General features: G+C 67.5%; 20 protein-coding genes. 7 read left to right on the forward strand and 13 right to left on the reverse strand.

Annotated elements, in window-relative coordinates; genetic code table 11:
- The first annotated feature begins 8 nt into the window (after positions 1-8).
- Positions 9-911 (forward strand): cation diffusion facilitator family transporter, encoded by a 903-nt coding sequence (locus OB2597_RS15140; protein WP_009806473.1) that lies wholly within the window; start codon positions 9-11, stop codon positions 909-911.
- A gap of 8 nt (positions 912-919) precedes the next feature.
- Here the strand turns inward: OB2597_RS15140 and OB2597_RS15145 are convergent, their stop codons facing one another.
- The 4 genes from OB2597_RS15145 to OB2597_RS15160 all read right to left on the reverse strand — a co-directional run bounded on the left by OB2597_RS15145 (position 920) and on the right by OB2597_RS15160 (position 3,452).
- A complete protein-coding gene (locus OB2597_RS15145; protein ID WP_009806474.1) occupies positions 920-1,618 on the reverse strand; it encodes a helix-turn-helix transcriptional regulator in 699 nt (232 codons plus the stop codon).
- Positions 1,618-1,989 (reverse strand): VOC family protein, encoded by a 372-nt coding sequence (locus OB2597_RS15150; RefSeq protein ID WP_009806475.1) that lies wholly within the window; start codon positions 1,987-1,989, stop codon positions 1,618-1,620. Before OB2597_RS15150 ends, OB2597_RS15145 begins: the two co-directional genes overlap by 1 nt.
- A 62-nt stretch (positions 1,990-2,051) precedes the next feature.
- Positions 2,052-2,816 carry a hydroxypyruvate isomerase family protein gene (locus OB2597_RS15155; RefSeq protein ID WP_009806476.1) on the reverse strand — a complete coding sequence of 255 codons (765 nt, stop codon included), beginning with the start codon at positions 2,814-2,816 and terminating at the stop codon, positions 2,052-2,054.
- Between the two features lie 39 nt (positions 2,817-2,855).
- Positions 2,856-3,452 (reverse strand): DUF1285 domain-containing protein, encoded by a 597-nt coding sequence (locus OB2597_RS15160; protein WP_009806477.1) that lies wholly within the window; start codon positions 3,450-3,452, stop codon positions 2,856-2,858.
- 67 nt (positions 3,453-3,519) lie between these two features.
- On the opposite strand from OB2597_RS15160, the gene OB2597_RS15165 reads away from it, so the two are divergent.
- Genes OB2597_RS15165 through OB2597_RS15180 form a run of 4 tightly spaced genes read left to right on the forward strand, consistent with a single transcriptional unit; the run spans position 3,520 to position 10,248 of the window.
- On the forward strand, positions 3,520-4,533 hold the full coding sequence (locus tag OB2597_RS15165; RefSeq protein ID WP_009806478.1) for an AAA family ATPase: 1,014 nt from the start codon (positions 3,520-3,522) through the stop codon (positions 4,531-4,533).
- Positions 4,530-5,426, forward strand: a complete 897-nt coding sequence (locus OB2597_RS15170) for a DUF58 domain-containing protein (RefSeq protein ID WP_009806479.1) — start codon at positions 4,530-4,532, stop codon at positions 5,424-5,426. Before OB2597_RS15165 ends, OB2597_RS15170 begins: the two co-directional genes overlap by 4 nt.
- A complete protein-coding gene (locus OB2597_RS15175) occupies positions 5,423-8,194 on the forward strand; it encodes a DUF4159 domain-containing protein (protein ID WP_009806480.1) in 2,772 nt (923 codons plus the stop codon). Before OB2597_RS15170 ends, OB2597_RS15175 begins: the two co-directional genes overlap by 4 nt.
- Positions 8,191-10,248, forward strand: coding sequence for a membrane protein (locus tag OB2597_RS15180; protein ID WP_009806481.1), 2,058 nt, complete (start codon positions 8,191-8,193; stop codon positions 10,246-10,248). The genes OB2597_RS15175 and OB2597_RS15180 overlap by 4 nt, the downstream gene beginning before the upstream one ends.
- On the opposite strand, the gene OB2597_RS15185 is transcribed toward OB2597_RS15180, so the two are convergent.
- Positions 10,245-10,847, reverse strand: a complete 603-nt coding sequence (locus OB2597_RS15185; protein ID WP_148234745.1) for a TetR/AcrR family transcriptional regulator — start codon at positions 10,845-10,847, stop codon at positions 10,245-10,247. The genes OB2597_RS15180 and OB2597_RS15185 overlap by 4 nt on opposite strands.
- Before the next feature lie 88 nt (positions 10,848-10,935).
- Between OB2597_RS15185 and OB2597_RS15190 the strand changes: the two genes are divergently transcribed.
- The gene (locus OB2597_RS15190) at positions 10,936-11,400 is read left to right on the forward strand and encodes a cupin domain-containing protein (protein WP_238529724.1); all 465 of its coding nucleotides are present in this window, start codon (positions 10,936-10,938) and stop codon (positions 11,398-11,400) included.
- Here OB2597_RS15190 and OB2597_RS15195 read toward each other — a convergent pair.
- The 3 genes from OB2597_RS15195 to smpB all read right to left on the reverse strand — a co-directional run bounded on the left by OB2597_RS15195 (position 11,397) and on the right by smpB (position 13,999).
- Entirely contained in the window at positions 11,397-12,581 is a 1,185-nt protein-coding gene (locus OB2597_RS15195; RefSeq protein ID WP_009806484.1) for an amino acid aminotransferase, read from the reverse strand. The genes OB2597_RS15190 and OB2597_RS15195 overlap by 4 nt on opposite strands.
- A 2-nt stretch (positions 12,582-12,583) precedes the next feature.
- Positions 12,584-13,444, reverse strand: a complete 861-nt coding sequence (gene sseA / locus OB2597_RS15200; protein WP_009806485.1) for a 3-mercaptopyruvate sulfurtransferase — start codon at positions 13,442-13,444, stop codon at positions 12,584-12,586.
- Between the two features lie 78 nt (positions 13,445-13,522).
- Entirely contained in the window at positions 13,523-13,999 is a 477-nt protein-coding gene (gene smpB / locus OB2597_RS15205) for an SsrA-binding protein SmpB (RefSeq protein ID WP_009806486.1), read from the reverse strand.
- A gap of 108 nt (positions 14,000-14,107) precedes the next feature.
- Between smpB and OB2597_RS15210 the strand changes: the two genes are divergently transcribed.
- A complete protein-coding gene (locus OB2597_RS15210; protein ID WP_040609386.1) occupies positions 14,108-15,133 on the forward strand; it encodes an NADP-dependent oxidoreductase in 1,026 nt (341 codons plus the stop codon).
- A 100-nt stretch (positions 15,134-15,233) separates the two neighbouring features.
- Here the strand turns inward: OB2597_RS15210 and OB2597_RS15215 are convergent, their stop codons facing one another.
- The 5 genes from OB2597_RS15215 to ade all read right to left on the reverse strand — a co-directional run bounded on the left by OB2597_RS15215 (position 15,234) and on the right by ade (position 22,303).
- The gene (locus OB2597_RS15215) at positions 15,234-16,031 is read right to left on the reverse strand and encodes a thioesterase family protein (protein ID WP_050759242.1); all 798 of its coding nucleotides are present in this window, start codon (positions 16,029-16,031) and stop codon (positions 15,234-15,236) included.
- 49 nt (positions 16,032-16,080) lie between these two features.
- Entirely contained in the window at positions 16,081-17,133 is a 1,053-nt protein-coding gene (locus OB2597_RS15220; RefSeq protein ID WP_009806489.1) for an acyl-CoA dehydrogenase family protein, read from the reverse strand.
- 3 nt (positions 17,134-17,136) lie between these two features.
- Positions 17,137-18,324 (reverse strand): acyl-CoA dehydrogenase family protein, encoded by a 1,188-nt coding sequence (locus OB2597_RS15225; RefSeq protein ID WP_009806490.1) that lies wholly within the window; start codon positions 18,322-18,324, stop codon positions 17,137-17,139.
- 12 nt (positions 18,325-18,336) lie between these two features.
- Positions 18,337-20,436, reverse strand: coding sequence for a 3-hydroxyacyl-CoA dehydrogenase NAD-binding domain-containing protein (locus tag OB2597_RS15230; protein ID WP_009806491.1), 2,100 nt, complete (start codon positions 20,434-20,436; stop codon positions 18,337-18,339).
- A 166-nt stretch (positions 20,437-20,602) separates the two neighbouring features.
- The gene (ade, locus tag OB2597_RS15235; protein ID WP_009806492.1) at positions 20,603-22,303 is read right to left on the reverse strand and encodes an adenine deaminase; all 1,701 of its coding nucleotides are present in this window, start codon (positions 22,301-22,303) and stop codon (positions 20,603-20,605) included.
- Between the last annotated feature and the right edge of the window lie 60 nt (positions 22,304-22,363).

The following is a 22,363-nucleotide window of genomic DNA, read 5'->3' on the forward strand; positions in this document are numbered from 1 at the left end:
AACCGGCCATGCCACATGATCACCACCATCATCATCTGCCCGTCGATGCGGGCGGCAAGAGGCTGTGGATCGCCACCGGGATCAACATCGGGCTGACCCTGGCCCAGATCGTCGCCGGTCTGATCTCCGGCTCCCTCGCGCTCATCGCCGACGCGATCCACAACCTCTCCGACGCGATATCCCTGGTCCTCGCGCTGGTCGCCCGCCGGATCGCGCGCCGCCCCGCCGATGCAGAGATGACCTTCGGCTACGGGCGGGCCGAGGTGGTCGCCGCCCTGATCAACTACACCACCCTGATCGTTCTCTCGGTCTGGCTCGCCGCCGAGGGCGTGATGCGGATGCTCGATCCGCAACCGATCGCGGGCTGGGTCGTGGTCATCGTCGCGACCCTCGCTCTGATCGTGGATGCAGTGACCGCCTGGCTGACCTTTCGCATGGCGCGCGACAGCATGAACATCCGCGCGGCCTTCCTGCACAATCTGGCCGATGCCCTGGGCTCGATCGGCGTGATCTTCGCCGGCACGCTGGTCCTGCTCTACGACTGGCGGCTGATCGATCCGATCGTCACCCTGCTGATCGCCGCCTACATTCTCTGGCACGCGGCGTCCGAGGTCATGCCCGCCATCCGCATCCTGATGCTCGGCAGCCCCGGCACGCCCCATGCCGAGGAGGTGCTCGAGGCGATGCGCGCGATGCCCGGCGTCGAGGATGTCCACCACCTGCATCTGTGGCGCATGCAGGAGCATGAAACCGCGCTCGAGGCGCATGTGGTCCAGTGCGGTCCCCGGAGCGATGCGGTCCGGCAGTCGCTCAAGGCGATGCTGATCGACCGGTTCGCGATCCATCACTCGACGATCGAGGTCGAACCCCCCGAGGCCGCCTGCGAGGGCATTCCCGCCATCGGTCACTGACTGCCGGATCAGTGCGGCGGGTGGTCTCCGTGGAGCCGCTGCGTATCATAATAGGCCTTGAGACTCTTGTCGCGCTCTTCGCGGAACGGGTCGCCCACCTCCATGCGCGTCATCCGGTCCACGCGGAAACTGCGGAAATCCTCGCGCAGCTCGCACCACGCCACCAGCGTCCAGACCTTGCCCCAGAAATAGAGACCCAGCGGCCGAAGACAGCGATCCTCGGCCACGCCGCTTTCCTTGGCGTAATGGACGATCAGGCGGGCGCGCGCGTGGATCGCCGCCTCGATCCGGTCCAGCCGGTCGCGCACGACATCGCTCATCTGGCTGAAGGGAAAGGCGTGGATCTGCACCCGCTCGGACCGGTCCCGGGCCGGTGCCGGCAGGACCGAATTGATCTTGACCAACGCCTCTTCCGCCGCGGCCGCCATCGACAGACCACCCCAGGCGCGGATCAGCCGGGCGCCGGCCACCAGCGCCACGATCTCGTCCTGCGAGAACATCAGGGGCGGCAGGTCGTACCCGCCGCGCATCACGTAGCCGACCCCGGCCTCTCCCTCGACGGGCACGCCGGAGCCGATGAGATCGGCGATGTCGCGATAGATCGTCCGTTCCGAGACCTCGAGTTTCGCCGCCAGTTGCGCCGCCGTGACAAGCCGACCGCCCCTGAGAAACTGGACGATCTGAAAGAGACGGTCGGCCCGGCGCATCAGGCGGCCGTCGCCTCGAAGAGCCCGATGGAGTTGCCGTCGGGGTCCTCGCAGTAGAGAAAGCTGCCGACGGGGATCGAAATCGGCCCCGCGACCATCCTGCCGCCCGCGCTTTTCAGCCGGTCCGAGGCCGCGGCCAGCGTGTCCGGCACCGCGATGTGGATGGTCGGACCCGCGCCCGCCTCCGCCGGGCGCCCCGGGTAGAGGTGCCCGTGCACGCCGCCCATGTCGCTGCTGAAATTGGCGACGGCATTCGGGCCGGCCTCTTCCCTGGACATCGTCCAGTCGAAGACGGTGGAATAGAAGGCGATGCCGCGATCCAGATCTTTCACGGGTATCTCGGTCCATACGGTGGTCAGGCGTTCAGTCATGTCAGTCACTCCATCAGGTTGCGATGGCTCAGCTATGACATACCCCTCCTGACAGCCTCGTGTCAGGAGGAATCGGCAGACCCCATCCAACCGAGGGAAGCCTCCGGACTGGACGACGGCACGTATTCCGCACTGACCCATCCCGCAAAGCCGTCCGCATCCAGGCGCTCGAAGAACGCGCCCAGATCCACCTCGCCCGTCCCCGGCTCATGCCGGCCGGGATGGTCGGCGAACTGAACGTGCCGGACCCGGGGCGCCGCCCTTGCCCAGGTGCCAAGCAGATCGCCGGTGATCCGGTGCGCGTGATAGGCGTCGAATTGCAGGCCGAGGTTCGCGGCGCCGACCCTGTCGATCACGCGCAGCGCCAGGTCGAAATCATTCATGAAATAGCCCGGCATGTCCGCGCCGTTGATCGGCTCGATGGTCAGGCTCTGCCCGGGCGCCTCGGCGCAGGCCCAGGCCAGGTTGTCGACGAGACAGGCCTCGGCCTCGGCTCCCTCGGCCGCACCGGACATGATGTGCAGATGCTCGACCCCGAGCGCCCGGGCGTATCGCAGGGCGCGGAGGAAATCGCTGCGGAACCGGCCGCCCAGTCCCGGGACCGCCGCAAAGCCCCTGTCCCCGCCGGCATAGTTCGGAGGCGGGCAGTTGATCAGCACCAACGGCAGACCCGTCCGGGCCAGCGCATCGCGCACCTCCGGCACGGGGTCGTCATAGGGAAACAGGATCTCGACCCCCGAGAATCCTGCCTCGGCCGCCGCCGAGATCCGCGCGGGCAGCGGCAGATCCTTCCAGAGGAAAGAGAGGTTGGCGCAAAATCTGGGCAAGGCGAACTCCGGTGCGGGACGTCCAGAAAAGGCCGCGCGCTAATCCTCTGTCAACTGGTCCGAAGGGATGATGGGAAAGAACCTGCCCCCCGACCAGAGTCCGAACCAGCGCTCTCCCTCGTGGTCGCGATGCTCGCCCCGTTCCACCAGACGATAGAAGCTCTTGCGGTCGATCAGTGCCTCGAGCCGCCCCCGCACCAGCACGTAGGGCGAGGGCTCGCCCGTCTCGGCATCGCGCTCGACGCGGATGGGCCGGTCCGGCCCGGCCTCGGTGACATCGCCCACATTGGTCGAGAATCGCAGCACCTGCGCCTCGCCCGTGCCCTCGGCCTCGAAGTCGACGGCGACGAAGGGCGCGTCCTCGACCGTGATGCCGACCTTTTCGACGGGCGTGACCAGAACGTGGCGATCCCCATCGCGCCGCAGGATCGTCGAGAACAGGCGGACGAGTTCCGGCCGGTTGATCGGCGTTCCGAGGTAGAACCAGGTGCCGTCGCGCGCGATACGCATGTCCAGATCGCCCCGGTCGGGCGGATCCCATTCGTCCACCGGCGGCAGACCGCGCCCCTTGGCCGCCGCCCTCGCAGAAGCAGCAATGTCGTCGGCATCCGGTTTCACGGTATTTTGTGCACTCATTGCTTTTGTCATTCCTTCCGCCCGCGATACACTGGATGAGAGTATAGACCCCCACGGAGCCATTGCCATGACCGACACCGCCGATGACGACCTCGTAGCCCGGATCGAGGCGGTCGAGGAAAAGCTGGCCGAGGCCCGCACATCCATCGAGCGTCGCTTCATCGGTCAGGAACGGGTGGTCGAGCTGACGCTCTCGGCGCTGCTGTGCGGCGGCCACGGCCTGCTGATCGGTCTGCCGGGGCTGGGCAAGACCCGCCTGGTCGAGGCGTTGTCGACGGTGATGGGCCTGAACGGCAACCGCATCCAGTTCACCCCCGACCTCATGCCGGCCGACATCCTCGGGTCCGAGGTGCTGGAGACCAGCGCCGACGGCTCCCGCTCGTTCCGGTTCCTGCAGGGGCCGATCTTCTGCCAGCTTCTGATGGCGGACGAGATCAACCGTGCCTCGCCCCGGACGCAGTCGGCGCTGCTCCAGGCCATGCAGGAACGTCAGGTGACCGTCGCCGGCGAGGATCGCGACCTGGGGCGACCGTTCCATGTGCTGGCCACCCAGAACCCGATCGAGCAGGAAGGCACCTACCCCCTGCCCGAGGCCCAGCTTGACCGGTTCCTCGTCCAGATCGACGTGGAATATCCCGACCGCGATACCGAACGCTCGATCCTCCTGGCCACCACCGGCGTCGAGGAGGACGAGGCGCACCAGGTCCTGACGGCCGAGGAACTGCTCGCCGCGCAGACCCTGTTGCGCCGCATGCCCATAGGAGAGAGCATCGTCGAACAGATCCTCGACCTCGTGCGCGCCTGCCGGCCGGAGGATCCGAGCGCGGCGCAACGTGTCCGCGACACTGTCAATTGGGGGCCGGGGCCCCGCGCGGCCCAGGCGCTGATGATGACGGTGCGCGCCCGCGCCATGCTGCACGGGCGCCTGGCCCCGTCGACCGAGGACGTGATCGCCATGGCCCGCCCGGTCCTGTCACACCGCATGGGCCTGAACTTCGCGGCCCGGGCACGCGGCGACAGTCTCGCCGCCCTGATCGACGAAACCGCCGCGGCCGTCACCCGGACCGAGGCCGCCGCGTGAGCGACACGCCCACCCTGGTCCAGGACCCGCGCCAGCTGCGCGAACGGGCGGAACGTCAGGCCTCGAACCTGCCGCCCCTGCTTGCCCGCGCGGAACATCTGGCCGGAACTGTCCTGCTGGGCGACCACGGCCGCCGCCGGCCGGGGATGGGCGACGATTTCTGGCAATACCGGCCCGTGCAGCCGGGGGATCCCCGCCGCTGGATCGACTGGCGGCGGTCGGCCCGCAGCGACGAACGCTATGTCCGGGAACGTGAATGGCAGATCGCCCAGTCCGTCATGCTCTGGGTCGACCAGGCCGCTTCCATGCGGTTCAGTTCCGACAAGCGGCTTCCGGAGAAATCGGAACGCGGCCGCCTGCTGGCCCTCGCCATCGCGATCCTGCTGATCCGCGGCGGCGAGAGGGTCGGCCTGACCGGCACGATGCTGCCGCCGCGCCACGCCCGCAACCAGATCCTGCGGCTGGCCGAGTTCTTCAGCGTCTCCGAAACCGGCGATTACGGCGTGCCGGAGCATCGCGCGATGATCCCGAACGCCCGCGCCCTCTTCGTGTCGGATTTCCTGGGCGGCATCGATCAGGTCGAACTTGCCCTGACCAAGGCCGCCGATCGCGGCATCCGCGGCGTCGTCCTTCAGGTTCTCGATCCCTCCGAGGAAAGCTTTCCCTTCAAGGGGCGCACGATCTTCCAGTCGGTCGGCGGCACGCTCGAGCATGAAACGCTCAAGGCGAACGATCTGCGCGCCCGGTACCTGGCGCGACTGGCCGAACGGAAGGACCGGCTCGACACGCTTTGCAGGGCCACCGGCTGGCAGTACCTGATCCATCACACCGACGCCTCGGCCCAATCGGCCCTGCTGACCATCTACCAGGCACTCGACAGGGGGACGGCATGACGCTGGGACCGATCGGATTCGCGGCGCCCTGGCTGCTGATCGCCCTCGCGGCGCTGCCGATCCTCTGGCTGCTCCTGCGGGCGGTGCCGCCCGCCCCGATCCGGCGCCGCTTTCCCGGCGTGGCGCTGCTGCTCGGCCTGACCGATGACGAAGCTGTCTCCGACCGCACCCCGTGGTGGCTGCTTTTGCTTCGAATGCTCGCCGTCGCCGCCGTCATCGTCGGCCTGGCAGGCCCGATCCTGAACCCGCAGGACGAGGCCCGGACGGGGCGGGGGCCGCTTCTCGTCCTTCTCGACGGCAGCTGGGCCTCGGCACGGAACTGGGACGCGCAGTCCGACCTGATCGACGGGCTCTTGGCCGAGGCCGGCCGCCAGGGCCGTACCGCCGCGTTCCAGCGACTGACCACGCCCGAACCGCCCGTCTTCCGCGCCGCCGACACCTGGCGGCAGTACCTGCCCGGCTTGACCGCGCGCCCGTGGGAACCCTCGGCCGACGATTTGGAGAGCGTCGCCGCCAGCCTTCCCGACAGCGCGTTCGACACGTACTGGTTATCCGACGGCCTGGCCCGCGACGGACGCCAGGCCCTCCTCGCCGCACTCGAGTCGCGTGGCACGGTGACCGTCTACGAAAGCCCGCGGCCACCGCTCGGCCTCAGACCCGTCACGATCGAGGACGGCGCCCTGGCGATTGCCGCCATCCGCCCGCTGCCCCGGTCGGCCCGCGAGATCACCGTGCAGGCAATGGGGCGCGACCCCGCCGGCACGATGCGGACCCTGGCCAATCTGCCGCTGGCCTTCGCCGACGGCGAGACCGAGGCGAGCGGGGCGCTGTCCCTGCCGGCCGAGCTGCGCGCCCGGGTCACGCATCTGGCCATCGCCGGCGAACGCACTGCCGGCGCGACCACCCTGTCCGACGACAGCTTCCGCCGCCGCGAGGTCGCCCTGATCGGCACACGGCAGGAGGGCGAGACGCTCGACCTCCTGTCGCCGCTCCACTACCTCCGCAAGGCGCTCGTCGAGACGGTCGACCTGATCGAAGGCCCCCTGACCGAGATGCTGCCGGCCAACCCGGACGTCGTCGTGATGGCCGACGTGGCCTCCCTCTCGGCACTCGAAGAGGAAGAACTGCTGGAATGGGCGGAAGAGGGCGGCCTGCTTCTGCGCTTTGCCGGACCGCGCCTTGCCGCCAGCGATGTCGCCCGGGACGCCGAGAACCCGCTTCTGCCGACGCGCCTGCGGGCCGGCGGCCGCAATGTCGGCGGCGCAATGAGCTGGGGCGAACCCAAGACGCTTGCCCCGTTCGACACCGAAAGCCCCTTCGAGGGGCTGGAGGTTCCCGACGACGTGACCGTCTCTTCGCAGGTGATGGCCCAGCCCGATCCCTCGCTCTCCGAGCGGGTGATCGCACGGCTGAGCGACGGCACACCGCTGGTCACGCGCAAGACGATCGGCCAGGGACAGGTCGTCCTGTTCCATGTCACCGCCAATGCGGAATGGTCGACGCTGCCGCTATCGGGGTTGTTCGTCCAGATGCTGGAACGCCTGTCCGTCGCGTCGGGCACCGCGCGCCCCGAGGCCGAGGATCTCGAGGGCACCACCTGGCAGGCGACCCAACTGCTGACCGCCGACGGCCGTATCGAGCGGGCCGGCACCCTGCCCGGCGTCCCCGGCGAACGGCTGATCGACGCGGCGCTCGGGCCGAACCTCCAGCCCGGCCTCTATCAGAGCGGCGACCGGACCTTGGCCCGCAACGTCCTGCAGGCCGAATCCACCCTCGCCCCTGTCAACTGGCCGGCACGGCTGCGCGTCGAAGGGATGACCCGGGCCGAGGAACAACCGCTCGGCGGCTGGCTGCTGGCGCTTTCGCTGATCCTGCTGACGGCGGATATCCTTGCCACGCTGGCACTCTCCGGTCGACTGTCCGGCCCCCGCGCCGGGGCGAGCGCCACCGCGGTCCTGCTGGCCCTGGCGCTCGTACAGCCCGGTGCAGCGCGGGCGCAGGAGGAGAGCGATCCGGCCCAGGCAATCCAGGCCACGGCCGAGGTTGTCCTGGCGCATGTCGTCACGGGCAACCGGGCGGTCGACGATCTGGCGCATGACGGGCTGCGCGGCCTCAGCCAGACGCTGAATTTCCGTACCTCGGTCGAACCGGCCGAACCGATGGCCGTCGACCTGGAGACCGACGAACTGGCGTTCTACCCATTTCTCTACTGGCCGGTCACCCCGGACCAGCCGATCCCGTCGGACGTGGCCTATCAGAAGCTGAACCGCTACCTCCGCACCGGCGGAATGATCCTGTTCGACACCCGCGACGCCGACGTGGCCGGCTTCGGCACCTCCGGACCCAACGGCCGCAAGCTGCAGGCTTTGGCCGCGCCTCTCGACATCCCCGCGCTGGAACCGGTGCCCGAGGATCACGTTCTGACACGCACCTTCTATCTGCTGCGCGACTTTCCGGGCCGCCATCTGGGCCGCGACGTCTGGGTCGAGGCCGCCCCGCCGGATGCCGAACTGGTCGAGGGGATGCCGTTTCGCAACCTCAACGACGGCGTCACCCCCGTGGTAATCGGCGGAAACGACTGGGCTGCCGCCTGGGCCGTGGACGACCGCGGCGCGCCGCTGGTCCCGATCGGGCGCGGCTATGCCGGGGAACGTCAGCGCGAGATCGCCTACCGGTTCGGGGTCAATCTGATCATGCATGTGCTGACCGGCAACTATAAGTCCGACCAGGTCCATGTGCCCGCCCTCCTCGACAGGCTTGGACAATGACCGGCACCATCATCTTCTCTCCTCTCCTGCCATGGGCGCTTCTGGCGGGCATCGCCGCCATCGCGCTCGCCGGGGTGGCGCTCGCCGTGTGGCGCGGCCTCACGGGCTGGGCACTGCGGGGGCTGGCGGCGCTCGTCGTCATCGCCGCGCTCACCGGCCCCTCCTGGCGCCAGGAAGACCGGACACCGCTGACCGACATCGTCCTGATGATCGAGGACCGGACGGCCTCGCAGCGCCTGTCCGACCGTGCGCGGCAGACGGAGGAGGCGGCGGAGACCCTCGCCGCCCGCATCGCCGCACGTCCGAATACCGAGCTGCGGCGCGTGACGCTTGCGGACGGGGCGGGCGACACCGGCACCCGTCTCATGACCGCGTTGTCCGACGCCCTGGCCGAAGAACCGCGCGCCCGGGTCGCGGGGATGATCCTGCTGTCGGACGGCCGGTTGCACGACCTCGACCAGGCGCCCGCTCTGCCGGCGCCCCTGCATCTCCTGCTGTCGGGCCAGCCCGAGGACTGGGACCGGCGCCTGACCGTGCAGAACGCCCCGGCCTTCGCCATCCTCGACGAAGAGGTCACCCTGACCCTCAGCATTGAGGACATGGGCGCGACGCCGGATAGCCGGGGCCAGGTGCCGCTGGACATCTCGATCGACGGTGCCGAGCCGCAGCGCTTCATGGTCGCCACGGGCCGCGAGCTTGAGCTGCCGCTGGTGCTGCCCCATGGCGGTCGCAATGTCATTCGGATCTCCACCCCCGAGGCCGAGGGCGAACTGACCGCGCGCAACAACGCCGCCATCGTCCAGATCAACGGCGTCCGCGACCGGCTGCGGGTCCTGCTGGTCTCGGGCGAGCCCCATGCCGGTGGCCGGACCTGGCGCAACCTGCTGAAATCCGACAGTTCGGTCGATCTGGTACATTTCACGATCCTTCGCCCCCCGGCGAAACAGGACGGCGTCCCGGTCTCGGAACTGTCGCTCATCGCCTTTCCGACCCGCGAACTCTTCATGGACAAGGTCGACGACTTCGACCTGATCATCTTCGACCGCTACAAGCGCCGGGGCATCCTGCCCTCGATCTATCTGCAGAACGTGGCCGATTACGTGAACCGCGGCGGCGCGGTTCTGGTGGCCGCCGGGCCGGACTTCGCCTCGGCGGATTCGCTCTATCGGTCGCCGCTGAGCGAAATCCTTCCTGCCCAGCCCAGCACGGCCCGCGTGATCGAAGAGGCCTATCGGCCGGCGGTCACCGACCTCGGGCGGCGTCACCCCGTGACCTCGGGCCTCGAGGCCGAATGGGACGGGGACTGGGGCCGTTGGATGCGCCAGATCGACGTGGACGCCGCCGAGGCGGGCGGCGAGGTCGTGATGTCCGGCATCGACGACCGCCCCCTCCTGATCCTCGACCGTGTGGGCGAGGGGCGGGTGGCGCTGATCGCCTCGGACCACGCCTGGCTGTGGAGCCGCGGCTACGAGGGGGGCGGCCCGCAGCTCGAACTGCTGCGCCGCCTGGCGCACTGGATGATGAAGGAACCCGAACTGGAGGAAGAGGCGCTGACCGCCGAGGCCGAAGGCCAGTCCATGCGCATCATCCGCCGCACGCTCGGGGACTCCGTCGGCGCCCTGACCGTCACCCGCCCCGATGGCGAGACCGAGGAACTGACCCTGCAAGAGGTCGCGCCCGGCACCTGGACGTCCGAGTACACCGGCCCGGAAATCGGCCTCTACCGGCTCGCCGAAGGCGACCTCGAATCGGTCATCGGCCTGGGCCCCTCGGCGCCGCGCGAGTTCGAAAGGACCATCGCCGACGGAGAGGCCCTCGAGCCGCTGGTCGACTCCACGCGGGGGGGTATCCGCGACATGTCCGATGGTCTGCCCAGCATCCGCAACGTGCGCGCGGGCCGGCCCGCTGCGGGACGCGGATGGATCGGCCTGACGCCGCGCGATGCCTTCGAGACCCGCGACGTCACGCAGGTGCCGCTCTTGCCGGAATGGCTCGTCCTGCTGGTTGCCGCCAGCCTTATCCTCGCCGGCTGGCTGCGCGAGGGACGCCGCTAGACCGGGTCGCCGGGTCGGCCCAGGTAACGGTCGATGACGGCCTCCGCGATCTCGCCGACGATGAAGCGCGCCCTCTGCCTGTCCGTGCCGACCACGTCGAGTAGCGAAATCATCGCCTCGGCCCCCGTCGCGGTCGCGAGCGCCTGGATGCAGGCGGTCCGCGCTTCGGGCGACACCTTCGGTTCGTGCTCCTCGAAAGCGGCCTCGTACATCGCCAGCCGCCGCCCGCCCCGGCGCGTGGCCAATCCCGGCACGGCCTCGCGGGGGGACAGGAGCGTCAGACCGACATAGCGGCAGAATCCCGCCTCGTGCTCGATCGCGAGGTCCAGGTAGTAGAGGCTGATCGCGCGCAGCTTGTCCCGCGTTGTGCCACATCCCGCGACGACCGCCTCGTAGGGCAGGACCTCGATGTCGAGACCCGCTTCCGCGACCAGGATGGCCGGTTCGGAATAGTACCGGTAGGCCGTCGCCTTCGATATCCCGGCCTTCGTTGCGGCCGCCGTGACGGTGACGGTCCGACCGTCGGCCAGCAGGTCGCGCGCCGCCTGCAACAGAGCCTGTCGGGTCCGGGCTTTCTGGTTCCGCCGTGTGGTCGTCATCGGTCGCTCGCATAAATGAGACACTTGTCTCGTTATAAGACTAGAGTATCATGACCACGACTCACAGGAAAAAATGCAGGAGCTGACCGTGACCGATCGTCCCAGAACATACAACGTGCTCAATATCTTGATGAAATTCCACGCCTTCCCGGAAGAGGTACAGGGCAAGTACCTGCTGGTCGAATGCACCGTGCCAGTCGGGGCAGGCGCCCCCCCGAACCACCATGCCGGCGAGACCGAGGCTTTCTTCGTTCTGGATGGCCAGGTCGGATTCATGGTCGACGGCGAAGAGATCCTGGCGGGCGCCGGAGATTTCGTCCCCGTTCCCGACGGAGCGGTTCATGCCTTTCAGGCGGTCGGTGACAAACCAGCCCGGCTCCTGATCCTGAACGCCCCGGGCGAGATGCACGACGCCTTTTTCACCGGTCTCGGAACGCCCCTGCCCGAAGGGCAGACAGACCTGCCCGACCCGGTCGAGCCGGACGTCGCCGCCATCGTCGCGAAGGCAACTGAAACCGGAATGACAATCGTCCCGCCGCAGCCGGCCGCCTAGGGGCTGATCTCGGCGATTGCCCGGGCGAGGCGCGGGATGTCCTCGGCGTTCAGCCCGGCGACATTCAGGCGCCCGTCTCCGATCAGATAGATCGCCTTCTCCTCGCGCAGCCGACGGATGTCCTCCGGTGGCACCGCCAGACGCGAGAACATGCCGTTCTGAGACGCCAGAAAGGCGAAGCGGTCCGAGCCGGTCTCGGACCGCAGGGCATCGGCCAAGCTCCGGCGCAACTCGTTGATCCGCCCCCGCATCTGGCCCAGCTCCTCGGTCCAGGACGCATGGAGCGCAGGATCGTTCAGGATCGTTTCGGCCACCTTCGCCCCGTGATCGGCGGGAAAGGAATAGGCCAGCCGGTTCAGCGTGGCGAGGTTGCCCTGAACCACATCGCGATGCGCACCGGTCTCTGACAGGACAAGCACGACCCCGGCCCGGTCGCGATAGAGACCGAAGTTCTTGGAGCAACTCACCGCCACGATCACCTCGGGCAGTTGCCGCGCAACGAGACGGGTCGCGGCGGCATCCGCATCCAGCCCCTCGCCGAACCCCAGATACGCAAGGTCGATCAGAACGGTTGCACGGGATGTGCGGAGCGCCTCGACGATATCGTGCCATTGCGCGGCCGTCGGATCGGCGCCTGTCGGATTGTGACAGCAGCCATGAAGGACAACGACATCCCCGGGCTCTGCCGCGGCGAGGTCGGCAATCATCCCCTCGATGTCGATGCCGCCGGCTGCCGGGTCGTAATACCGGTAGCTGCGGCAGGACAGCCCGACCGCCTCGATGATCGCCCGGTGGTTGGGCCAGCTGGGATCGGGAATGTGAACCGTCGCGCCCGGGCTTGCCAAGCGCGCCAGATCGAGGGCCTGCCGGAGCGCACCGGTCCCGCCCACGGTCGCGGCGCCGGCGATGCGCTCGGCGTCGATTTCTCCGCCCAGCACGAGCCGCGTCATCGCCGCGACGAAAGCGGGATCCCCGGCGAGGCCCGTATAGCTCTTGCTTTCCTGCCGTTCGAGCAGTTGCTGCTCGGCAGATTTCACGGCCTGCATCACGGGCGTCACGCCCCGGCTGTTCCTGTAGACCCCAACGCCGAGGTCGATCTTGTCCGCGCGCGGGTCGGCCCGGAACCGGTCCATCAGGGCGAGGATCGGATCATCGGGCTGGGGGCGCAGCTCTGCGAACAAGGTCAGGCGCTTTCCTTGCCGGTCGCCACCGGAAGGGTGGGAAAGGCCCCCCATTCCGCCCAGGACCCGTCATAGAGCGAGTGATTGCGATGTCCGGTGATCTCGAGCCCGAGGTTCAGGATGGCCGCCGACACGCCCGATCCGCAGGAGGTGATGACCGGCTGTTTCGCATCGATTCCCCTGGCCGCGAAAATCTCGGCCAGCGCATCGGCCGGCTTCATCGTGCCCTCGCCGGTCAGAAGCTCGGTGAAGGGAACGTTCACCGACCCCGGAATATGACCCTTGCGCAGGCCCGGGCGCGGCTCGTCGTCGACACCTTCGAACCGGCTGGCCGAGCGGGCGTCGGCAATGGTGGTATCCGCCAGCTTCGAGGCGGCCGAAACCTGCGTGACATCCTTTACGAGGTGGTTCTGCCGGCGCACCGTCATGTGTCGGTCCCGCACCACGGGCGGCATGTCCTCGACCGGGCGGCCTTCGGCCTGCCACTTGGGGAAACCGCCGTCCAGAACGGCCACGTCCTGCTGCCCCATCAGCCGGAAGAGCCACCAGACCCGCGGGGCCGAAAAGATGCCGGCCCCGTCATAGACCACGACCTGGTGGCCGTCGCCGACCCCCATGGCCCGCATCCGGGACATGAACTTTTCGACCGGAGGCACCATGTGCGGCAACTCGGACCGAAGGTCCGAGATCTCGTCGATGTCGAAGAACCGCGCGCCGGGGATATGGGCGGCATCGTATTCCGCCTTGGGGTCGCGCTTCATCGCCGGAAGATACCAGCTCGCGTCCAGGATCCGCAGATCGGGATCGTCCAGATGGGCGGCAAGCCAATCTGTTGAAACCAGCGTCTTCGGATCATCCTGCATGGGGCCCTCCCGTTTAGGTCTGGACCAAATCCCTACAGGCAGCCCCTTTGGCAAGCAAGCGAAACGGACCGCAGCCGCCTATCCGCCCTGCTTGAGAAGCCGCTGCTTCTGCCGGTTCCAGTCGCGCTTGGCCGAGGTGTCGCGCTTGTCCACCGTCTTCTTGCCCTTGGCGATCCCGATCTTCAGCTTGGCGATGCCGCGGTGGTTGAAATACAGAACCAGCGGCACCAGCGTCATGCCCTTGCGCGCCGTCGCCTGCCACAGCCTGGCCAGTTCCTTGCGGCTCACCAGCAGCTTGCGCCGCCGCCGTTCCTCGTGGCCGAAGGTCTTGGCCTGATCGTAGGGCGCGATATAGCTGTTCACCAGCCACAACTCGCCATCATCGACCGTGGCATAGCTCTCGGCGACGTTGGACCCGCCCTCGCGTAGAGACTTGACCTCGGACCCTTCGAGCACGATCCCGCATTCGAGATCTTCCTCGATCGCGTAGTCGTACCGGGCCCGCCGGTTCTCGGCGATCACCTTGTAGTTCGGGTTGGTCTTTTCATTGGCCATGATCGCGCGGTCTTAGCCTCTCCCTTCCGTCGAGTCCATTCCTGCCGATTGCCTCTTGGCACGGCGGGACAGCCCTTTAACTTGTGCCGCGAAAGGGAGGTTTTCAACATGACAGACACAATGAAACACATCGTCCTCGCCAAGCGGCCCGAAGGTGCCCCCACGGACGAGAACTTCCGGCTCGAGGACGCGCCGGTTCCCGAACCGGGTGAGGGCGAGGTGCTGGTCAAGGTCAAGTACATGTCGCTGGACCCCTACATGCGCGGACGCATGGACGACGGCCCCAGCTATGCCGCCCCGGTCGAAGTCGGCAGCACGATGGAAGGCGGCGCGGTCGGCGAGGTCATCGCCTCGAACGATCCCAAGTTCCAGCCGGGCGACCACGCCTTCGGCATGTTCGGCTGGGCCACCCATGGTGTCCAGCCGGCCAGGATGCTGCGCAAGGTGAACCCCGACGACGCGCCGATCCAGACCTCGCTCGGGGTGCTCGGGATGCCCGGCTTCACCGCATGGGCCGGCATGACGGCCTATTCCCGCATGAAGGAGGGCGAGACCCTCGTGGTCGGCGCGGCCACCGGTCCCGTCGGATCGATGGTCGGGCAACTCGCCAAGCAGGCCGGGCTTCGGGTGATCGGCGTCGCGGGCGGCGAGGAAAAGTGCAAAATGGCGGTCGAGACCTTCGGCTTCGACGCCTGTGTCGATCACCGCGGCAAGGACGCCAGGGCCATGCGCGAGGCGCTCAAGAACGAGTGCCCGGACGGCATCGACATCTATTTCGAGAACGTCGGCGGCCCGACCCTGGGCGGGGTGATCCCCCTTCTCAACCTCCACGCCCGCGTCATCGTCTGCGGCATGATCGCCTGGTACTCGGGCGAGAGCGACGAGACGGGGTCCATGCCCCTGCAGAAACTGTGGCGTCACGCGCTGGTCAAGCGGCTGACGATCCAGGGCCTGCTGCAGACCGACCACGTCAGCCGGTTCGGCGACTTCCTGCGCGAAGTCGCGCCCAAGGTCGCCAGCGGCGACATCGTCTATGTCGAGGATGTCGAAGAGGGCCTCGAGAACGCCCCCGAGGCCTTCATGGGCCTGCTCAAGGGCAGGAACCAGGGCAAGCTGGTCGTGAAGGTGGACTAGCCGGCGACGGGTGCCCGCCCCGGCGGGCGCCCCCTGCCCGGCCGGCCGGGGCTCTGCCCCGGACCCCGGGATATTTTCCGGACCAAAGAAGCGAGGGCGGTCAGGCGAAAAGCGCCACCAGTTGCTGCGCCGAGGCCAGGATATCTCCGCCACGGTCGCGGATCTCCATGTCCTGGACGGAGTAGCCCTCGGCGGAATGTTTCGACGTGGTCCGCGTCAGTTGCCAGTCGGTGTCGGCGGGTATGCGCGCCACGTCGAGCGCCCAGGTCACCGTGCTGACCGGCGCGCCGCCATGGAAGGTCGCCATCGCCGCGGGCGGCAGGTTGTCGGCGTTGCAGATGAAGGCGATCTCGGGGTCCACGTCCTCCCGCGCGGCAAGGCGCGTCCAGACGATCATCTCGGGCCTGTCCGACCCGGAGGCGAGCTGCGCCCCGTCGGCCAGCCGCGCCTCGAAGTTCTTGAAGAACGAGGGCCCCGACGACCGGCGGAGCAATTCGGGCGAGTCGTCAGGCCCCGGCACGTCCGGAGCTCGGCCGTAGTCGTGGGCGTAGGCGCTCTCGCGCGGGGCGCCGAAGACGAAGGTGCAGCGCGCGCCGAGCTTGTCGCCGCTGATGCAGTCGACCTGCACGAAGGTCGAGGTCCGGCCCGCGCGGATCGTCTCGACCTCGAAGGCCACATGCTCCGAGATCGGTCGCAGGAAGCTGACCTGCATGGACCGCAGGGCGGGCAGCCCGGGCAGCGCCTGCCGCGTGGCCGCCAGTGCCAGAGCGGCCGTGATGCCGCCGAAGGCCGTGCGGCCCTGCATCCAGTGGGGCGAGATGCGGGCGGCGATCCGGCCCGCCTCGCCCGAGAGGTCGCGGACCATGTCACCGAGTGTCGGCACAGTGTCTTCTGTCATGTCGGAAATCCTGGAAACGGGGGCCGGAGACACGCCCCGGCCCGCCCCCTCACGCAGCCTGGGCGACGCGCGAGAGATGGTAGTCGGTGTCGCCCAGCTGTGCGTCGATCATGATGATCCGCTTGGCGTAATGCGAGCCGGGGTATTCCCAGGTCATCGCGATGCCGCCGTGCATCTGGATTGCCTCTTCGGCCACCAGCCGGCCCGCCCGGCCGATCAGGTTCTTGGCCATCGAGCAATAGCGCGACGCGTCAGGACCGCCGAGCTCGGCCGCTGCCTTAATGACGATGGAGCGCGACTGCTCGATCTCGGTCAGCATGTCGACGGCCCGGTGCTGCAGCACCTGGAACGTCCCGATCGGACGGCCGAACTGCTTGCGCTGACCGAGGTATTCGACCGTCATCCTGTGCAGCACGTCCATCGCTCCGACCGCCTCGGCGCAGAGCGCCACGATCCCGGCGTTGACCGCATCCGCAATCGCCTCGCCGGCGTTCTCGAGGATCAGCTTGGCCGGCGCATCCTCCAGCACGACTTCGGCCGCCCCGCCGCCGTCCATCAGCGCGTAGCCGGTGACCGAGGCGTCCGCAGCCTGAACTTCGTAGACCGAGAGGCTGTCGCCTTCCTTCGCCGCGATCAGGAAGACGTCGGCGGCCTGCCCGCCATAGACCACGGACTTGCGGCCGGACACCTTCCCGCCCTCTGCGGTGGTCGTCATTTCGCTCAGGTCATAGGGGGCATCCAGCTCGCCCAGCCCGACGGCGTATTTCGTCTCGCCGGAGAGCAGCGCCTCCTGGTCGGCACCGGCGGCGGTCAGCAGGCGCGAGGCCATCAGCGCGCCCAGAACCGGTTCGGGAGTGAGCGCGCGCCCCAGTTCCTCGAACACGACCGAAATGTCGAAACCCGCGCCGCCCATGCCGCCCGCATCCTCGGGCGCCAGGGCGAAGAGCGCGCCCAGCTCGGTCAGCTCCCCCCATTTGGCGGGGTCATGATAGGGCTCGGCATAGGCCACCTTGTTCCGGTGTTCGATCTGGTACTTGTCGCCAAGGTAGCGGCGCAGGCTGTCCTGCAGCATCTGGCGGTCTTCGGTGAGGTCGAAATTCATGGATCAGAGCCCCAGCATGGTCTTGGTCAGGATGTTCCGCTGGATCTCGTTCGATCCACCGAAAATCGAGGTCTTGCGGTTGTTGAAGTACCGCGCGGCATTGTTCGCATGACCCGAAGGGGCCACATCGAGGTTGCTGTCCTTGAAGCTGCCCGGGAACGGGGCCGCGGCAGGGCCGAGCGCCCGGCGGCGGATGTCCTTGAGCTCCTGGTTGATCACCGTGCCCTTGATCTTGAGGATCGAGGTTTCCGGTCCGGGCGCCCCCTGTTTCTGCGCGGTGAAGAGCATCCGCAGATTCGTGAGCTTCATCGCCTCGAGATCGATCTCGGCCTGGGCCACGCGGGCCGCGAAAAGCGGATCCTCGGCCAGCGGCTTGCCGTTGCGGGTGATCTTTTTCGCCAGCTGCTTGACCTCTTCCAGTTCGAGCATCGAGAAGCCGACGCCGGCAATGCCCGTCCGCTCATGCGTCAGCAGGTACTTGGCAATCGTCCAGCCCTTGTTCTCTTCGCCGACGAGGTTTTCGTAGGGCACACGCACATCGGTGAAGAAGACCTCGTTCACCTCGTGCCCGCCCTCGATCAGCTTGATCGGCCGCACTTCGACGCCCGGCGTGGACATGTCGACGAGGATGAAGGAAATGCCTTCCTGCTGCTTCACGTCCGGATCGGTGCGGACGAGGCAGAAGATCATGTTCGCGTGCTGGCCGAGCGTGGTCCAGGTCTTCTGGCCGTTGATCACCCACTCGTCGCCTTCGCGCACCGCGCGGGTCTTGAGCGAGGCGAGGTCCGATCCGGCGCCCGGCTCGGAATAGCCCTGGCACCACCAGTCGTCACCGTTCAGGATGCGCGGCAGGTAGTAGTCCTGCTGCTCCTTCGACCCGAACTTCTGCAGCACCGGACCGAGCATCGACAGCCCGAAGGGAACGATTCGGGGGGCGTAGGCGGCGCTGCTCTCCTCGTCGAAGATATGCCGCTCGACCGGGCCCCAGCCCGGCCCGCCGAATTCCTCGGCCCATGTCGTCGCCAGCCAGCCCTTTTTGTTCAGGATGGCGTGATACCGCTCCATGTGCTCCTTGGTCAGCTCGCCGCCATTCCGGACGGCATCGCGAATGTCGTCCGGCAGGTTCTCGGCAAAGAAGTCCCTGACCTCCTGGCGGAACGCCTCTTCCTCGGGGGTGAAGTTCAGATCCATGGTCTCGCCTCCTTACGAGTTCATGTCGGCAAAGGTCGTTCCGTCGTCGGCCATCTTGCGCAGCAGCGGCGGAACCTGCCAATAGTTGGGGTCTTCCTTGGCATATTCCTCGATCCGGCGCACCAGTTCCGCTGCGCCAATCGTGTCGGCATAGTGCAGCGGCCCCCCGCGGAAGCGCGGGAAACCGTAGCCGAAGAGGAAGACCATATCGACGTCGATGGGTCTTTTCGCCGTGCCGTCTTCGACCACGCGGGTCGCCTCCGAGATGAAGGCCGTCATGTAGCGGTCGACGATCTCCTGTTCGGTGAACTCCTTGGGTGTGATCCCCTTTTCGGCCCGCACCTCGTCGATGATCTCGTCGACCGCCGGGTTGGGCACGGGCGCGCCGGTCTCGTAGAGGTAATAGCCCTTGCCCGTCTTGCGGCCATAGCCTTCGCGCTCGCAGATGCGGTCGGCGATATCGCCGCCATAGCGTTCGTCCGCGGGCAGACCTTCTTCCTTGCGGCGCTGCCGGGTCATGTAGCCGATGTCGAGCCCGGCCAGGTCGCCGACCTTGTGCGGCCCCATCGCCATGCCGAAGTTCTCCAGCGCGGTATCGACTTCGGCGGGCGAGGCGCCGTCGAGAACGAGATACGAGATCACCTTGCCGTAGTGGCCGAGGATCCGATTGCCGATGAAGCCGTCGCAGACCTGCGCCAGCACGCCGACCTTCTTGAGCTTCTTGGCCAGGGCAAAGCCCGTGGCCAGCGCATCCGGCGCCGTTTTCTCGCCCTGCACGATTTCAAGCAGGCGCATCACATGCGCGGGCGAGAAGAAGTGCAGGCCCAGAACATCCTGCGGACGGTCCGTGGTGGCCGCGATCTTGTCGATGTCCAGATAGGAGGTGTTCGAGGCAAGAATCGCGCCCGGCTTGCAGATCGTGTTCAGCTTGCCGAAGATGTCCTTCTTGATCTCCATCTTCTCGAAGACGGCCTCGATGACGAGGTCCACATCCGAGAGGTCCTCCATGTTCAGCGACGGCTCGAGCATGGCCAGAGCCGCATCGCGTTTGTCCGACGTCATCTTTCCGCGCGACAGCGCACCATCCAGGTTCTTGGTGATCGTCGCCACGCCACGGTCCAGCCCCTCCTGCTGCACCTCGATCAGGCGGACCGGAATGCCCGCCATCAGGCAGGAGGTCGTGATGCCCGACCCCATCGTGCCGCCGCCGATCACGCCGATCTTGTCCAGAGACCGGGTTTCGCCCTTGGCTTCGGGAATGTTCGACACCGCCCGCTCGCCAAAGAAGGCGTGGATCAGCCCGGACCGCTGCGGCGAGTTCATGCAGACGAGGAAATGCTCGCGCTCGGCCGCAAGACCTTCGTCGATCGGCTTGGTGGAGGCGGCGATGGCCTTGACGCATTCCGCCAGGTTGATCAGGTGCGGGTTTTTCTTCTGCACCATCTCCAACGTCTGCTGGACCGCCGCATCGTCGGCCTGGGCCTGGAGCTGGTCCGTCCGGCGCGTCGGCAACGTCCCGGCGACGACCTCCTGCCCCATGGCGATGGCGATCTCGCGCGGATCGCCTGCCTCGACGACGCGGTCGATGGCGCCTTTCTCGACACCCTCTTCGACAGGCACATGACGGCCCGACACGGCGATGTCCAGGGCGTAGGCGATGCCCGATAGGCGCGGCAGACGCTGCGTGCCGCCGGCACCGGGCAGAATCCCCAGAAGAACCTCGGGCAGGCCGAACTTGGCCCCCTTCATGCCGACCCGCGCGTGGGTGGCCAGCGCCGTCTCGTAGCCGCCGCCCAATGCCGTGCCGTGAATGATCGAAACCGTCGGAATGGCGCTCTGCTCCATCTCGCTCAGAACCTCGGTCAGGCCCGGCGCCTTGGGCGGCTGCCCGAATTCCCGGATATCGGCCCCGGCGATGAAGGTCCGCCCGGCGCAGTAGAGGGCGATGGCCTTGGCCTTTCCCTCTTCGTTGATCTTGCGGAACGCGTCCTGCAGTCCGGCGCGAACGGCGACACCGGTGGCGTTCACCGGCGGGTTGTCGACACAGACAAGCGCGACATCGCCTTCGTATCCATAGCTGACTGCTTCACTTGTGGAATTGGATTCGGCCATGTCGGTCCCCTCGCCTTACGGATTCAAGCCAATGGGAGAAGGCCGCCCCGGCCGATGCGGTCCGGATCGGCGGGCAATGTCTCCTCCCTGATGGCGGAGAACCTAAGCCGCCGGTCCCAAGTCGTCAATCACGTGGAATTGCGTTTTGCAGTGCAGAATTATTCCCTCAGCCCGGGATGATCTCGAATTTCGTGACGTCGACCATCCCGCGGTCCGTGATCTTGAGCGCGGGGATGACCGGCAGGGCCAGAAACGCGAGCTGCAGGAACGGCTCGTCCAGCGTGACGCCGAGGCCCTTGGCCGCCTCGCGCAATTCCACCAGCCGGTCATGCACGACCTCGAACGGCTGATCCGACATCAGTCCCGCGACCGGGAGCGCCAGCTCGGCCAGGACCGCGCCGTCCCGAACCACGACGAATCCGCCCTGAAGCTCGGCCAGCCGGTTCGCGGCATGGGCCATGTCCCCGTACTCGGCCCCGACTACGGCGATGTTGTGGTGATCGTGGCAGACAGTCGATGCGATCGCCCCCGTCTTCAGCCCGAACCCTTTCACGAACCCCGTGGCGACATTGCCGTTGATCCCGTGCCGTTCGGCCACCGCGATCTTGACCAGGTCGCGCCCGAGGTCGGGGCGTTTGTCGCCGTTCTCGATTTCGATGATCTCGGTCAGGTGCTCGGTGATGATCTTTCCGGGGATGATGCCGATCACGTCGGTTTTGGGCCGGTTTCCTCCGGTCCGGAACTGCTCGGGCCGAAGCGTTTCGATCCGGACCGACCCGTGTCCCACGGGCGGCGTGATCCGACGCGCGGCAAAGGCCTCATCCCCCATGACCACGCCGTCGGAGATGACCATCTCGGCCCGGCAGGCGGACACGTCCCGCAGCGCGACGATATCCGCCCGCTTGCCCGGCGCGATCTGGCCGTGATCCTTCAGCCCGAAGGCTTCGGCCGCCGACAGCGAGGCCGCGCGGTAGACCGCCAGCGGCGGACAGCCCAGCCGGATCAATTCGCGGATCATGTAGTCCAGATGCCCGTGCTCGCCGATATCCAGCGGGTTCCGGTCGTCCGTGCACAGACACATGTAGGCGGATGTCACATCGGTCAGAAGCGGCTGGAGCGCGTGAAGATCCTTCGACACCGACCCCTCGCGGATCAGGACGCGCATGCCCTTCCGCAGCTTCTCGCGCGCCTCCTCGGCGGTCGTCGCCTCGTGTTCGGTCCGGATGCCGGCCGCGACATAGGCGTTCAGGTCCTTGCCCCCAAGCTGCGGGCAGTGCCCGTCGATATGCCGCCCCCGAAAGGCCTCCAGCTTGGCCATGCAGCCAGGATCCTGAAAGACCACCCCGGGATAGTTCATGAACTCGGCCAGCCCGATCACCTGCGGATGATCCATCAGCGGCACCAGGTCCTCGGCCTCGATCCGCGCGCCGGCGGTCTCCATGTGCGAGGAGGGCACACAGGACGAGAGGTTCACGCGGATGTCCATCACCGTCTCGGACGCGGCGTCGAGAAAGTACCGGATGCCCTCGACCCCGATCACGTTGGCGATCTCGTGCGGGTCGCAGATCGCGGTGGTCACCCCGCGCGGCCCGACGCAGCGGTCGAATTCGTGCGGCGTGACCAGCGAGCTTTCGATATGCAGATGCGTGTCGATGAATCCGGGGACGAGCGTCATTCCCGCCACGTCGACGACGCGCTCGGCCTCGTAATCGGCGCCGATCCCGACGATCGTTCCGCCGCAGATCGCCACGTCGCCCGTGATCCGGTCACCGGTCACCATGTCCCAGACCTCTCCGCCCCTCAGGACCAGATCGGCGGGCATGTCGCCCCGGCCCTGCGAAATCAGACGGGAGAGCGGTTCGGCCATGGGTCACCTCTTGCAGCTGTCACGGCGAAGCAAACGCAAGCCACGGCGGAAAGTCCAGCC

The organism is Pseudooceanicola batsensis HTCC2597 (assembly GCF_000152725.1).
In the GTDB taxonomy this organism is placed as follows: domain Bacteria; phylum Pseudomonadota; class Alphaproteobacteria; order Rhodobacterales; family Rhodobacteraceae; genus Pseudooceanicola; species Pseudooceanicola batsensis.